Here is a 14,011-nt window from a genome sequence, read left to right on the forward strand (position 1 = left end):
GGCTCATGAAGCGCCTCCCGCGATGCCGACGACCGCGAGGACCACGACCAGGCAGGTCACCGCGATCATGACCACGTTGACGCGACGAACGGTATCGGACGGAGGATCGGCGACGCCGACCTGCCCCGCTCCGGCCGCAGCCAGTCTGCGCGCGATCGACGCCGCGACCTGGCCCGCGGGGGTGGTCGCCGTGCCGACCGTCAGCTCGGAGACCCGCCTGACGGGCTGGAACCCGCTCGCATGCGCGTCCGCGGAACGCATCGCCTCCATGGCGAGGTTCTGCTGGCCGGGCACCGCCCATGCGCGCACGCGCCGCCCCCCGCGCAGGAGGAAGTCGAGCGTGAAGCCCGACGCCACGCCGTCGAGCGCGGAGAACGCGAACCGCGTGGTCGTGAACGTGTTCCGCACGAGCACGGCGTCGGTCTCGACGGTCACGCGAGGCCACACCGCGAACGCCCAGAGCAGCCACAGCACAAGCCCCAGCCCGGCCGAGAACGCGAGGTAACGCGGGTCGAACACCGGCAGCAGCGCGAGGACGACGCCCGCGACCGCCGCCCCGACGGTGAACGGCACGAAGCGCAGGCGCTCGTACACCTCGACATCGCCGGCCCTGCGCAAGTGCACCATGCGCTCACAGTAACGGAGCCCTCGCGCGGCTCCGCGCGGCCGGGCCTCAGCGCGTCTCGTACTCCGCGAGCACATCCGAGATCATGCGGTGCCCCTGCGCCTCGAACTCGGCGTCGCCGACCTGATGCGCCCAGCAGGCCGTTCCGATGGCCTCGCGTGATCGCATGAGGATCCAGTCGGACGCATGCCGGGGGTCCTGGCCGTAGCCATCGAGGAACGCCGCCTCGCACGCGGGGTTCTCACGCCACTCCTGCGCGGCGAGGCGCACGAAGTCCGTGGCGGCGGGGCGGAATGCGAAGCGTCCGAAGTCGATGACGCGGACCTCGTCGCCGTCGACCAGCCAATTGCGCGGCTGCCAGTCTCCGTGGGTCGGAACGAGGTCGTCCTCGATCGGGGGCAGGGCGGCCAGCATGGCTCGCAGGCGGCGCTCCACGTCCGGCGCGATCGCGTGGGGCGCATCCAGCCAGGCGATCGCGCGGCGGGTGGCGGCAGCATCCATCCCCTCCGACGGCCGCGTCGCCTGCGCGTGGAACCGCCGCAGCAACGCGCCCGCGCGGCGATGGATCTCGGGGTCGACGCCCGCCGCCGTGCGGTACGCCAGCTCGCCGGGAAGCCAGTCGAGGACCAGGAGGCGGGCCTCACGATCGGCCCATCGCAGCCTCGCCGCGTGACCGCGCTCCGCCCACGGAGAGACGTAACCGCCCTCGTGCGCGTCGAGCTCGCGGCCGAGGTGGTGGTCGGTGTCGCCTCCCGCCTTGACGATGAGCGTGCGATCACCCTGGCGCACCTGCAGCACGACGGTCTCTACCTGGTTCCAACTGAGGTCGGCGATGACCTCGACGCCGGGGAGCCACGCGGCGACCAGGGCACGCTGCCGCGGCGACAGACGTCCGAGGCCGGCGGCGTCGGGCGGCGTCGAGGGATGGTGCACCCTCGGATCCTGCCATGCACGCCGTGACCGTGCCCGTAGGGTCGGGGTGTGCGTCGACTCATCCCCCTGCTCGCGGTCGCCGCGACCGCAGCGGGCCTGAGCCTGCTCGCGTGGGCGGAGTACGTGAACTGGCGCGCCTCGCACCGCGCGCTCGGCGTCAGCGCCGCCGCGGACGGCATCGAGGCGGTGGTGATCCTCGGGTACCGCGATCGAGGGCCGAAGGCGAACTTCGTCAACCGGTACCGCGTTCGCGTCGGGCTGCGTTCGCAGAGTCCTCGGGCACGCGAGAGCGTGCTGGTGCTGTGCGGCGGCAGCGTCGGCGGCGACATCCCTGAAGCCGAGCTGATGGCGCGCTACGCCCGGAGTCGCGGGTACGCCGGGCGGATCCTGCTCGACTCGACGAGCACGACCACGCAGGAGAACATCGAGAACGCGATCGCGCTCGTCGAGGACGCGGATGCCATCAAGGTGGTGTCGAACTCGCCCCACGCCGCGGTCGGACGTGAGCACCTCCGCAGCCTGAGGCCCGACCTCGCCGACCGTCTCGCGCGCGGCGCCGACTACCGGTTCGGCGAGGCGCCGCTGCTCAAGGTCGCGGCGGCGGTCATCGCAGGCCGGTACCACGCGCGACGGCGGGCCGAACCGCGATGACGGGCGCCCGCGCTAGGACGTGACGACCTGCGCGGTGCCGATCGGCGCGTCGGGGCCCATCTCGTCGGCGATGCGGTTCGCCTCTTCGATGAGGGTCGCGACGATGTCGGCCTCGGGCACCGTCTTGATGACCTGGCCCTTCACGAAGATCTGGCCCTTGCCGTTGCCCGATGCGACCCCGAGGTCGGCCTCGCGGGCCTCGCCCGGGCCGTTCACGACGCAGCCCATGACCGCGACGCGCAGCGGGACGGTCATGTCCTTGAGGCCCTCGGTGACGTTGTCGGCCAGCGTGTAGACGTCGACCTGGGCGCGGCCGCACGACGGGCACGAGACGATCTCGAGCTTGCGCTCGCGCAGGTTGAGCGACTGCAGGATCTGGTGTCCGACCTTGACCTCTTCGGCCGGCGGAGCCGACAGCGACACGCGGATCGTGTCGCCGATGCCCTCGGCGAGGAGGATGCCGAACGCCGTGGCGCTCTTGATCGTCCCCTGGAACGCCGGGCCCGCCTCGGTCACGCCGAGGTGGAGGGGCCAGTCGCCCCGCTCGGAGAGGAGCCGGTACGCCTTCACCATGACGATCGGGTCGTTGTGCTTGACCGAGATCTTGAAGTCGTGGAAGTCGTGCTCCTCGAAGAGGGATGCCTCCCACACGGCGCTCTCGACGAGCGCTTCGGGCGTCGCCTTGCCGTACTTCTCGAGCAGACGCTTGTCGAGCGAGCCGGCGTTCACGCCGATGCGCAGGGACACGCCCGCGGCCTTCGCGGCGGCGGCGATCGCGCCCACCTGGTCGTCGAACTTGCGGATGTTGCCGGGGTTCACGCGCACCGCGCCGCACCCGGCGTCGATCGCCTGGAAGACGTACTTCGGCTGGAAGTGGATGTCGGCGATCACCGGGATCTGGCTCTTCGCCGCGATGATGTGCAGCACGTCGGCGTCGTCCTGCGAGGGGACGGCGACCCGGACGATCTCGCAGCCCGAGGCGGTGAGCTCGGCGATCTGCTGGAGGGTGGCGTTGATGTTGGTCGTCGGAGTCGTCGTCATCGACTGGACGCTCACGGGGGCATCACCACCGACCAGCACTTTTCCCACCTTGATCTGGCGGGTCTTGCGACGGGGGGCGAGCGTTTCGGGGACCTTGGGCATCCCGATGTTGACGGCTGGCACGTCTGACAGCCTACGCGTCGGCGCGGGGCGCGGGCGGGGCGCCGGCCCCTTCCGCCTCCGAGCCCGTGAGCGCGCGCACGAGCGTGCGTGCATCGTACGGCCCCACGTGCCGTACGCCGTTGATGAAGAACGTCGGCACCGACGTGATGTCCATCGCCTCGGCATCCAGCATGTCGTCGCGCACCCGCTCGGTCACCTTGGGCGAGCTGAGATCCTCCTCGAAGCGCTCGACGTCGAGACCGAGCTCGCGGGCGCGCCGGATGATGTCGGACGGCAGCTGGTGGTCCTGATCGGCGAACAGGCTGCGTGAGAACTCCGGCAGCTTGCCCTGCAGATTCGCGGCTTCGGCGGCCTCCGCCGCGGCGAGCGCGTTCGGATGCTGCCGCTCGAGCGGGGCGTGCCGCCAGACGTAGCGCAGCCGGTCGCCGAGCTCGCGGCGCACCTCTTCGATCGATCCGGACGCCTTGAGGCAGAACGGGCACTGGAAGTCGCCGTACTCGACGATCGTGAGCGGCGCGTTCACGTCGCCGTAGATGTGGTCGCGCTTGGGGTCGACCGCACGCACCAGGGTGCGTCCGCCGTCGTCGTCGGGCCGTCGCGCATCCGAGATGCGGAACATGATGGCCGCGAGGATGAACGCGAGGACGGATGCTGCGAGCACGCCGACGCGCGCCTCGTTCTGCACGCCGGGGTCGTCGATCGCGAGATCGATGATGAAGAGCGAGATCGTGAACCCGATGCCGCACAGCATCGCGCCGCCGGCGATCCGGTCGAGGGTGAGCCCGAGTCCGAACTCGCCGAGCTTGAACACCTTCATGATCGCGGCCGCGCCGAAGACGCCGACGAACTTGCCGACCACGAGCCCGACGATGATGGCCCACGTGACCGGCGACTGCACCGCCGCCGCGAGGATCGGCCCCGAGATCTCGACGCCCGCGTTGGCGAGCGCGAACAGCGGGAGGATGACGTAGGCCACGTACGGGGAGTACGCCGACTGCAGCCGCTCGTTGATGGAGATCGATTCGCGCAGGCTGTTCGCCGCCTGCCGGGCGTACTCGGTGTTGGGCGACTGGCGGAACACCCGGGCGAGCTCGAGCGCCTGCTCCACGTCGCGGCGATTCGGCCGGTAGACCGGGATCAGCAGCGCGATGGCGACACCGGCGAGCGTCGGGTGCACGCCGGACGCGAGGAACGCCAGCCACACGATGATCGACAGGGTCGCGTAGATCGGGCCGCGGCCGCGGCGCACGTAGCGGGTGAAATAGATGCCCGCGAGCCCGACCGCGGCGACGACGAGCGGCAACGGCGTGAAGTTCTCGGTGTAGAAGAGCGCGATGATGCTCAGCGCCCCGATGTCGTCCACGACCGCGAGCGCGAGCAGGAAGACGCGCAATCGGCCGGAGGCGCGAGGCCCGATGAGGGCGAGCGCGCCGACGAGGAACGCGGTGTCGGTCGAGATCACGACGCCCCACGCGTGCTCGCTGCCGGATCCTGCGGCGATCGCGAGGAAGAGCCCGGCCGGCACGAGCAGCCCCGCGATGGCGGCCATGACGGGGATCATCGCGCGCGACCAGCTCGTGAGCTCGCCGATCGCGAACTCCCGACGCACCTCGAGCCCGACGGTGAAGAAGAAGATCGCCATGAGCGCGTCGTTGACGAGCGCATGCAGGGTGAACTCGAGGTGGATGTCGCCGAACCCGACGGTCAGCTCCGTCTCCCAGAAGTCGTGGTAGGACGTCGCGGAGATGTTCGCCCACACGATCGCGACGAGCGTCGCGAGCACCAGCAGCAGCGCGCCGGTGCGCTGCTCCCCCATGTTGCGGATGCGGTCGGCGATCGACGGACCGCGGCGGCGCGGACGCGCCGGCCGCTCGGGTTCGGGCGAGCGCTCGGTGATGGTCAGCTGGGTCATGGCGTACCTCCGCGGCGCGGTGATGGGAGGAGACGGGGCTCGCCTCAGTATGGTGCGTAACGCGGGGCCGGTGGGCCGATGACCGGATCGGGCGTGTGGTAGGTTCGGCGCATGTCCGCGCACCTCTCCTGGTGGCTCACCGCATAGGCGGTGGGTTTCGCGTGACCACAGACCGCCCACGGGGCGGTCTTCTTTTTCGTACGGGACTCCGCCCCACGACGAAAGACGACGCACATGTCCGGGCCCGCTTCCCCGTCCCTTCCCGACCTCGCCGCGAGCGGTCTTCCGTTCGCGCTCATCGCGCGTGACGACCGCACGGTCGAGGTGCTGACCGGCGACGTCGTCGACGTCGACCTCCTCGCCGACATCCCACTGACGGGAGCGTCCGGCGCGCCGAACGAGGTGCTCGCCCTGGTCCCGTTCCGTCAGGTGCGCGAGCGCGGGTTCGAGTGCCACGACGACGGTGCGCCGCTGCGCTGCCTCGTCGTCGAGAATCGCGCGTCGCTCCCCCGCGACGAGGCCCTCTCGCAGCTGCCGACCTCCGCTGTCCCCCTCGACGGCCCCGGCTTCGACATCGCCGACGAGGAGTATGCCGACATCGTGCGGCGCGTGATCGCCGACGAGATCGGTCGCGGCGAGGGCGCCAACTTCGTCATCCGTCGCGATTTCACCGCGGGAGTGTCGACGGATGCCGCCACTGCCGCCCTGACGTGGTTCCGGGCCCTCCTCGAGCACGAGCGGGGCGCGTACTGGACCTTCGCGGTCGTCACCCCCGGCCATGTCGCGGTGGGCGCGAGCCCCGAGGCGCACGTGAGCGCACGCGACGGCGTCGTGACGATGAACCCGATCTCCGGCACGTTCCGCCACCCGGCGGGAGGCGCGACCCCCGAGACGCTCAGCGAGTTCCTCCGCTCGACGAAGGAGACCGAGGAGCTCTTCATGGTCGTCGACGAGGAGCTCAAGATGATGAGCGCCGTCTGCTCGGACGGCGGCCGCATCACGGGGCCCCACCTCAAGGAGATGTCGCGGCTCACCCACACCGAGTACGTGCTGCGGGGCCGCAGCAAGCTCGACCCGCGTGACATCCTGCGCGAGACGATGTTCGCGCCCACGGTGACCGGCTCGCCCATGCAGAACGCGTGCACGGTCATCACCCGTCATGAGACGACCCCCCGCGGCTACTACTCGGGCGTCGCGGCGCTCTTCACTCCCCGTGAGACGCTCGCGGCGGGCGAGGCGACGCACGACCTCGACGCGCCGATCCTCATCCGCACCGCCTACCTGCAGGACGGCCGGCTGCGCGTGCCGGTCGGGGCCACGCTCGTGCGCCACTCCGACCCGTACGGCGAGGTCGGCGAGACCCATGGCAAGGCCGCCGGCGTGCTCGGCGCGATCGGCGCCGTTGCCCGCGACACCGCGGCCGAGTCCGCGGCCGCGCGCAGCGAGGTCATCGACGAGGACGCCCCCGCGGCGGCCCCCCGACGCCTCGCCGACGACCCCGCGATCGCTGAGCTGCTGGCGTCGCGCAACGGTCGCCTCGCCGAGTTCTGGCTGAACCCGCAGGGCTCGGGCGAACCCGGATCCTTCGAGGGGCGGTCGGCGCTCGTCGTCGACGCCGAGGACCGCTTCACCACGATGCTCGCCCACCAGTTGCGCCACCTCGGGCTCGAGGTCGAGATCTCGCCGTGGAGCGAGGTCACCGACGCGCAGATCGATGCGGCGGAGCTCCTCGTGACCGGCCCGGGGCCGGGTGACCCCCGCGACGCGTCGAGCCCGCGCATCCGTCGCATGCGCGAGGTCGTCGCACGTCGCCGCGCCGCCGGCCGGCCGCTCCTCGCGGTGTGTCTGAGCCACCAGATCCTCGCCGACACGTTCGGCATCGACCTCGCTCCGCTCGACGCGCCGCACCAGGGACTTCAGAAGTCGGTCGACGTGTTCGGCGTGCCGGCATCGATCGGCTTCTACAACACCTTCACCGCACGCGTCCCCGCCGGAACGACGCGCGTGGGCGAAGCGGAGGTCGCAGCCGATGCCTCGGGCGACGTGTACGCGCTGCGTGGCCCCGGATTCGCGTCCGTGCAGGGTCACCTCGAGTCGATCCTGTCGCGCGACGGCATGACGACGCTCCAGCGCCTGGTCGAACAGGCCCTGGCGCCCGTCCCCGCCTGAGCCACGCACCGGCCGCAGTCGGCGGCTCACGCCCGATCCACCTGACGCATTCGGGCGCGCAGCCTCGGGTGCGCGACCGAAAGCGCCAGGTGAACGGATGCTGCGGCTCAGCGCGCGGCGCGGGCGGCGAGTAGGCGGCGCTCGGCCTCGTTGGCCGTGAGCTCGAGCGCGCGGAGGTCCGCGGCGAGCGCCTCGTCGTCGCGTCCGAGGTCCCGCAGCAGCGACGCCCGCACGGCGTGCCACAGATGCGATCGTGCGAGCGGATCTTCGAGTGCGTCCACCTCGGCGAGCGCGGCCGCGGCGCCGTCGACCCTCGCGAGCGCCACCGCGCGGTTCAGCCGCACCACCGGCGAGCGGTCGTACCCGAGCAGCATGTCGTAGAGCGTCAGCACCTGCAGCCAGTCGGTGGACGCCGCATCGGCGGCATCCGCGTGGCACGCCGCGATCGCCGCGTGCAGCTGCCAGCGTCCGGGCCGCCGCAGGCGCGCCGCACGCCCGAGAGCGTCGCGCGCGCCGGCGAGCAGCGTCGCGTCCCACCGTGTGCGGTCCTGTTCCGCGAGCAGCACGAGCTCGCCGTCGACGGACCGTGCCGACTCGCGGGCCCGGTGGAACCGCAGCAGCGACAGCAGTCCCCACGCCTCCGCGGCGCGAGGAAGCGCCTCGGCGACCACGCGGGCGAGCCACAGCGCATCGTCGGCGAGGTCGCGGTCTGCCGCGGCATCCGCCCCCGCCACGAAGTGGGCCTCGCTGTACATCACCGACACGATCGTGAGCACCAGGTCGAGGCGCGCGGCGGCGTCCGCGCCCTCGGGAACGCGCAGGGGAATGCCGCTGTCGGCGATCTTGCGCTTGGCCCGCGAGATCCGCTGTCCGGTGGCGGGCTCGGTCGAGAACGTGGCCCGGGCGATCTGCGCGGTCGTGAGGCCGCACACCGCCCGCAGCGTGAGGGCGAGCTGGGCGTCGGGCGCGAGCGCGGGGTGGCAGCATCCGAAGAGGAGCGGGAGCCGCTCGTCCGCCGGCGCGCCGTCGGACGACGGCTCCGGCTGGAGCAGCGCGACCTTGTCCCGGAGCACGCGCTCGCGCCGCACCCGGTCGAGGGCGTTGTGCCGCGCGGCCTGCATGAGCCACGCGCCGGGCTTCGGCGGGATCCCCCGGCCGCGCCACTCGCGCAGCGCCTCCTCCACCGCTTCGGCGACCGCTTCCTCGGCCACGTCGAAGCTCCCGAACGAGACGGTCAGCGCCGCCGTGATGCGCGCGGACTCCTCGCGCACCACTCCGGCGAGGAGCCGATCGGATGCCGCGGCCCCGGCGTCGCCCGGGTGTTCCGGGTCGCGCGGGGTCGCGGCATCCGTTCCGGACATCACTCGAACTGGCTGTAGTCCGTCACCATCGGGCGGATCTCGATGGCGATGCCGGGGAACTCCATCGACGGCCACGTCTTGACGAGACCGATCGCGGCGTCGAGGTCGGGGACGTCGAGCACGCTGAACCCGCCGACGACCTCCTTCGCCTCGGAGAACGGCCCGTCGACCACGACGGGGCCGTCGGGTCCGTACTTCACCGTGGTCGCGGTGGAGAGGGGCATCAGCTCGGCGCCCCCATCGGAGATCTGCTCCGAGTTGGTCTGGAACCACTCGTAGATCCGCCCGTAGACCTCCTGGCGGCGCTCATCCGGGACGGCGGCGTCGAGCTCGGGGGTCGAGGTGAACATGATCACGTACTTCACGGTCGTGTCCTTTCGTCAGTGGAACCGTTGCATTCCTACAGCGAACGGACAAGACCGATTTCGACACGACCGACCAAGATCGTCCGCGGCCGGTGCGCGGGGCGTCAGAAGAGCGTGACGGGGTTGAAGAGGTCGGCGAGGATGAGGATGCCGCCCATCACGAGCAGCGCGACGAAGACGGCGAACGTGAGCGGCACGAGCTTGGTCGCATCCACCGGCTTCGGCGGCGGGCGCCGGAACAGCTTCGCCCACACCCGCTTGATGCCCTCCCAGAGGGCCACCGCGATGTGGCCGCCGTCCAGCGGCAGCAGCGGGATGAGGTTGAACACGAACAGGGCGATGTTCAGCGACGCGAGCAGCGACAGGAATCCCGCGACGCGGTTGAGCACGGGCGAGTCCGCGGCGGCGACCTCACCGGAGAGCCGGCCCGCGCCGACGATGCTCAGCGGCCCGTTCGGATCGCGCGGCTGCCCCGTGACGAGGTCGACGCCGGTCTGCCACACCTTCGCCGGCAGCTGCCAGATGATGCCCGCGACCGCGCCGACGTTCTGAACGGCCATCTGCGGTCCTGCCCAGATCGGCTGCTGCACGTACTCGACGGTGGGGCCGATGCCCACGAAGCCGACCTCCTGGGTGGTGGTCGTACCGTCGGCGGCCGTCACCTCGGTCTGGATCGTGGCCGGGGTGATCTGCAGGGTCTGCTCGCTGCCGTCGCGTTCGACGACGAAGGTCAGCTGCTCGCCGGGCGACGAGCGGATGATGGCGGATGCCTCGGCGAAGTCCGCGACCGGCTCCCCGTCGATCGAGACGATGACGTCGCCGGGCTGGATGCCGGCGGCCTCGGCCGGAGCAGCGGCAGACGCATCGGTGCACTCGGTCGAGCTCGTCGTGGGGACGCACTCCGACAGTCGCGCGACCTCGGTCGTCGCGGTCTGCACGCCGATACCGGTGAGCAGGATCGCGAACAGCACGATCGCGAAGAAGAAGTTCATCAGCGGACCGCCGAGCATCACGACGATGCGCTTCCAGATCGGGAGGCGGTAGAAGACGTGCGTGTCGTCATCGCCGTGCAGCGTCTCGTCGTTCGCGTCCCGGGCGTCCTGGACCATGGTCGCGAAGAAGCCCCCGGCGGCCCGGCCGTCGCGTCTCGCCGCCTGCGGCGACGGCGGGTACATTCCGGCCATCGAGATGTAGCCGCCGAGCGGGATCGCCTTGAATCCGTACTCGGTGCCGCGCCACCGCTTCGACCACAGCGTCGGGCCGAACCCGATCATGTACTGGCCGACGCGCACGCCGAACTTCTTGGCCGGCCACAGGTGGCCGAGCTCGTGCAGCGCGATCGACACCGCGAGGCCCACGACCATGAGGGCGACACCGATGACGAACGCGAGGATCTCCACACGCTCACGGTACCCGCGCCAGCCTTTGAGTTGGGTGTGACGACGGACCACCGTGGGCGCGCCGGCGGCGCCTCGCTCCTCCCGTAGGCTCGACACGAGGAGGAGCCGTGACCCCACGCCACGTGCGCGCGCTGCGCGGCACCGCTGCCGCGTGGGTCGCGACCGTCGTCGCCGCCACGGCGCACACCCTCGGCGGGGGCGGCGCACCGTCACCCGCCTTCGTCGCGGCGGTCGGCATCCTCGCCGCTCCCGTCGCGGTCGCCCTCATCGGCCGGCGGCTCACCGCGTGGCGCGTCGGCGCCACCGTTCTCGCGAGCCAGGGCCTGTTCCACGTCGCGTTCGCCGTGACCGCCGACGCCGACCCGGCGGCGCTCCACGGCCACCACGTGACGCACCTCGGCGGCGACCTCAGCGCCGTCGTCCTCCCCGATGCCCCCATGCTCGCCGCGCACGTGCTCGCGGCGATCGCGACCATCGCCGCGCTGTACGGCGGCGAACGGATGCTGCGCGCACTGGGCCGCGGCATCCGTTCGCTCTTCTCGCGCGCCCGCGCGATCGCGCCACGGCCGACGATGCCGCGGTTCGTGCCGGCACCCGCCGGCACTGCGCTCGTCGCGGCGGGCGTCGTCCTGTCCGACGTCTCGCGGCGCGGTCCTCCCGCACTCGTCTGAGCGGCGCCGCGCGCCGCACCGTCGCCGGCCCGCGCCCGATGCGCGCTCCGGAACCCTCTCGCGCGTCCGGCTCCCGCCGGCGCGCCCCGATCGGCGATCCCGCCGACGGCCCAGACGAAAGACGACAGCACAGTCATGACCGATTCCACCTCCCGTTCCTCCCGCACCCGCCGCGTCGTGATCGGCGTCACCGCCGGCCTCGCCCTCGCGATCGGCGCGCCGCTCGCCGCATCCGCCCACGTCCACGTCACCCCCGAGACGGCGGCCGCGGGCGGCACCGAAACGCTCACCTTCTCGTTCTCGCACGGCTGCGACGGCTCGCCGACGACAGCCGTCGCGGTCGACATCCCCGCAGGCGTCGGCAACGCGACGCCCCTCGTGCAGGGCGGCTGGACCATCACGCGCGAACTCGGCACCGACGGCGTGCCGACCCGCGTCGTGTACACCGCCGACACCCCGGTCGAGGACGGGTTCAAAGCGGCCGTCTCGATGGACGTGCTCTTCACCGAGGGCACGGCCGACACGACCCTCGCGTTCCCGGTGACGCAGACGTGTGCGGAGGGCGAGACCGCCTGGACCCAGATCGCCGAGGACGGCGAGGACCCGCACGACCTCGACGCACCCGCGCCACTGGTCGCGGTGGGCGACGTGGCGGATGCGGACGCCGGACACGGTGACGCCGACGGTTCCGGCCACTCATCGGACGACGCGGTCGCAGCCGCCGCAGATGCCGAAGCCGCGGCATCCGTCCCCTCCGCCGACCCGGTCGCGCGCTGGCTGGCGGCCGGCGGACTCGCCGCCGGGATCGCGGCGCTCGTGGTCGTCCTGGTGCGCGGACGCCGCAAGGCCTGACACGAGGCCACGCCGGTCATCGGGCGAGCGCACCCCGCCGCTCGATGACCGGCCCCCATGCGAAGATGGATGCGCCATGCCGACCGACGCGCCTTCGAACCTGCCCCCGGTACTCCGTCCCGACGCGCCGCCGACACACTCGCTCGCAGACCTCGCGGCACGCTTCGCCGTCGACGTCCGCGGTGACGTCGCCGACGCCACGCTGACGGGCCTCACCCTCGCGACCGCCGATCTCCGCCCCGGCGACGTGTTCGTCGCGGTGCAGGGCGTCAACCGCCACGGCGCCGAGTTCTCCGCCACGGCCGCCGAGAAGGGTGCCGTCGCGGTGGTGACGGATGCCGCCGGAGCCGACGCCGCGGCCGCGAGCGGGTTGCCCGTGGTGCTCGTCGACAACCCTCGCGCGGTCCTGGGCGAGCTGTCGGCCTGGGTGTACAGCACGGGCCGCGACGACGACCTCCCCACGCTGTTCGGCACGACCGGCACGAACGGCAAGACGAGCGTCTCGCACCTGCTCGAGGGCATCCTCGGGCAGCTCGGCGTGACGACCGGACTGTCGTCGACCGCCGAGCGCCACATCGCCGGGCAGGTCGTCGTGTCGCGCCTCACGACCCCCGAGGCGTACGAGATGCACGCGCTCCTCGCGCTCATGCGCGAGCGCGGCGTGGAAGCGGTCGCCGTCGAGGTGAGCGCACAGGCGCTCAGCCGCCGTCGCGTCGACGGCATCGTGTTCGACGTCGCCGGCTTCACGAACCTCACCCACGACCACCTCGACGACTACGCCGACATGCGCGAGTACTTCGAGGCGAAGCTCCCGTTGTTCCGCACCGACCGCGCGCGTCGTGCCGTCGTCTGCGTCGACTCCGAGCCCGGAGCCGAGGTCGTCGCGCGCAGCGAAGTGCCGACGGTCACCGTCGGCACGCCTGCCCTCGCGTCGGATCCGGATGCCGCAGCTGCCGCCGACTGGGTGGTCGAGATCCTCGACGAGCGCCAGGTCGGCACCGAGTTCCGCCTCACCGCCCGCGACGGGCGCACGCTGACCACGCTCGTCCCCGTGATCGGCCGGCACATGGCGGCCAACGCCGGGCTCGCGATCGTGATGATCCACGAGGGCGGCTACACCTGGGAGCGCCTGGTGGAGGCTCTCGACGGCGGCCGGATCGAGGCCTACCTGCCCGGTCGCACCGAGCTCGTCTCGGGCGAGACCGGCCCCGCGGTGTACGTCGACTTCGGCCACTCCCCCGACGCCTTCGAGAAGACGCTCTCGGCGGTGCGCCGCGTGACCCCGGGCAAGGTCGTCATGCTGTTCGGCGCCGACGGCGACCGCGACGCCACGAAGCGCCACGACATGGGCCGCACCGGCGTCGAGGGCAGCGACATCCTCGTGATCACCGACCACCACCCTCGCCACGAGGACCCGGACTCGATCCGCGCGACCCTGGTCGAAGGTGCGCGTCGCGCGCAGCCGGATGCCGAGATCCACGAGTTCTCGCCGCCTGAGCGCGCGATCATCGAGGCCGTCGCGCTCGTCGGCGACGGCGACGCGATCCTGTGGGCCGGTCCCGGTCACCAGGATTACCGTGACATCCGCGGCGTCCGCACGCCCTACTCGGCGCGCGAGCTCGCCCGCCGCGCGCTGCGCGAGGCCGGCTGGCCCGTGCCCGAGCCGCACTGGCCGGTGCCGTACCCGGAGCATGAGACCCCGGCATCCGACCCCCTGCGTCCGGTCTATCCGGAGGCCTGAGCCCGCGCCCGCCGGTAGGCGCCGCTCATCGCGTCCTGCGCCGCGCTGACTCCCCGCTCCTCAATTGAGGACGGTCGCCGCTCATCGCGTCCTGCGCAACGCTGACTCCCCGCTCCTCAATTGAGGAGCGTTGCCGAGATGCAGAGACGCTCGCCGATCGCGATCAG

General features: G+C 72.0%; 12 protein-coding genes. 5 read left to right on the forward strand and 7 right to left on the reverse strand.

What is annotated here, in order from left to right:
- Positions 1-3: 3 nt before the first annotated feature.
- Together ACLBXX_RS18045 and ACLBXX_RS18050 are read right to left on the reverse strand one after the other, a co-directional pair.
- Positions 4-627: a hypothetical protein gene (locus ACLBXX_RS18045; protein ID WP_447659156.1), complete on the reverse strand. Its 624-nt coding sequence runs from the start codon at positions 625-627 to the stop codon at positions 4-6.
- Between the two features lie 46 nt (positions 628-673).
- Positions 674-1,558 (reverse strand): phosphotransferase, encoded by an 885-nt coding sequence (locus ACLBXX_RS18050; RefSeq protein ID WP_447659157.1) that lies wholly within the window; start codon positions 1,556-1,558, stop codon positions 674-676.
- A 48-nt stretch (positions 1,559-1,606) separates the two neighbouring features.
- Here ACLBXX_RS18050 and ACLBXX_RS18055 point away from each other — a divergent pair, with 48 nt between their 5' ends.
- Entirely contained in the window at positions 1,607-2,209 is a 603-nt protein-coding gene (locus ACLBXX_RS18055) for a YdcF family protein (RefSeq protein ID WP_447659158.1), read from the forward strand.
- 12 nt (positions 2,210-2,221) lie between these two features.
- On the opposite strand, the gene ispG is transcribed toward ACLBXX_RS18055, so the two are convergent.
- Positions 2,222-3,373, reverse strand: coding sequence for a flavodoxin-dependent (E)-4-hydroxy-3-methylbut-2-enyl-diphosphate synthase (ispG, locus tag ACLBXX_RS18060; protein WP_375872863.1), 1,152 nt, complete (start codon positions 3,371-3,373; stop codon positions 2,222-2,224).
- Between the two features lie 10 nt (positions 3,374-3,383).
- A complete protein-coding gene (nhaA, locus tag ACLBXX_RS18065; protein WP_447659159.1) occupies positions 3,384-5,285 on the reverse strand; it encodes a Na+/H+ antiporter NhaA in 1,902 nt (633 codons plus the stop codon).
- A 234-nt stretch (positions 5,286-5,519) separates the two neighbouring features.
- Between nhaA and ACLBXX_RS18070 the strand changes: the two genes are divergently transcribed.
- On the forward strand, positions 5,520-7,454 hold the full coding sequence (locus ACLBXX_RS18070; protein WP_447659160.1) for an anthranilate synthase family protein: 1,935 nt from the start codon (positions 5,520-5,522) through the stop codon (positions 7,452-7,454).
- 107 nt (positions 7,455-7,561) lie between these two features.
- On the opposite strand, the gene ACLBXX_RS18075 is transcribed toward ACLBXX_RS18070, so the two are convergent.
- From ACLBXX_RS18075 to ACLBXX_RS18085, 3 genes are all read right to left on the reverse strand, one after another.
- On the reverse strand, positions 7,562-8,815 hold the full coding sequence (locus tag ACLBXX_RS18075; protein WP_447659177.1) for an RNA polymerase sigma factor: 1,254 nt from the start codon (positions 8,813-8,815) through the stop codon (positions 7,562-7,564).
- Positions 8,815-9,180 (reverse strand): YciI family protein, encoded by a 366-nt coding sequence (locus ACLBXX_RS18080; RefSeq protein ID WP_310289688.1) that lies wholly within the window; start codon positions 9,178-9,180, stop codon positions 8,815-8,817. Before ACLBXX_RS18080 ends, ACLBXX_RS18075 begins: the two co-directional genes overlap by 1 nt.
- A 104-nt stretch (positions 9,181-9,284) precedes the next feature.
- Entirely contained in the window at positions 9,285-10,580 is a 1,296-nt protein-coding gene (locus ACLBXX_RS18085) for a M50 family metallopeptidase (RefSeq protein ID WP_447659161.1), read from the reverse strand.
- Between the two features lie 107 nt (positions 10,581-10,687).
- Here ACLBXX_RS18085 and ACLBXX_RS18090 point away from each other — a divergent pair, with 107 nt between their 5' ends.
- The 3 genes from ACLBXX_RS18090 (at position 10,688) to ACLBXX_RS18100 (ending at position 13,844) form a co-directional block, all read left to right on the forward strand.
- The gene (locus ACLBXX_RS18090; RefSeq protein ID WP_447659162.1) at positions 10,688-11,251 is read left to right on the forward strand and encodes a hypothetical protein; all 564 of its coding nucleotides are present in this window, start codon (positions 10,688-10,690) and stop codon (positions 11,249-11,251) included.
- Between the two features lie 135 nt (positions 11,252-11,386).
- Complete coding sequence (locus ACLBXX_RS18095; protein ID WP_447659163.1) at positions 11,387-12,103, forward strand: YcnI family copper-binding membrane protein; 717 nt, start codon at positions 11,387-11,389, stop codon at positions 12,101-12,103.
- Positions 12,104-12,179: 76 nt separating this feature from the next.
- Positions 12,180-13,844 carry a Mur ligase family protein gene (locus tag ACLBXX_RS18100; RefSeq protein WP_447659164.1) on the forward strand — a complete coding sequence of 555 codons (1,665 nt, stop codon included), beginning with the start codon at positions 12,180-12,182 and terminating at the stop codon, positions 13,842-13,844.
- The last annotated feature ends 167 nt before the right edge of the window (positions 13,845-14,011 follow it).

Source organism: Microbacterium sp. C23T, assembly GCF_053345975.1.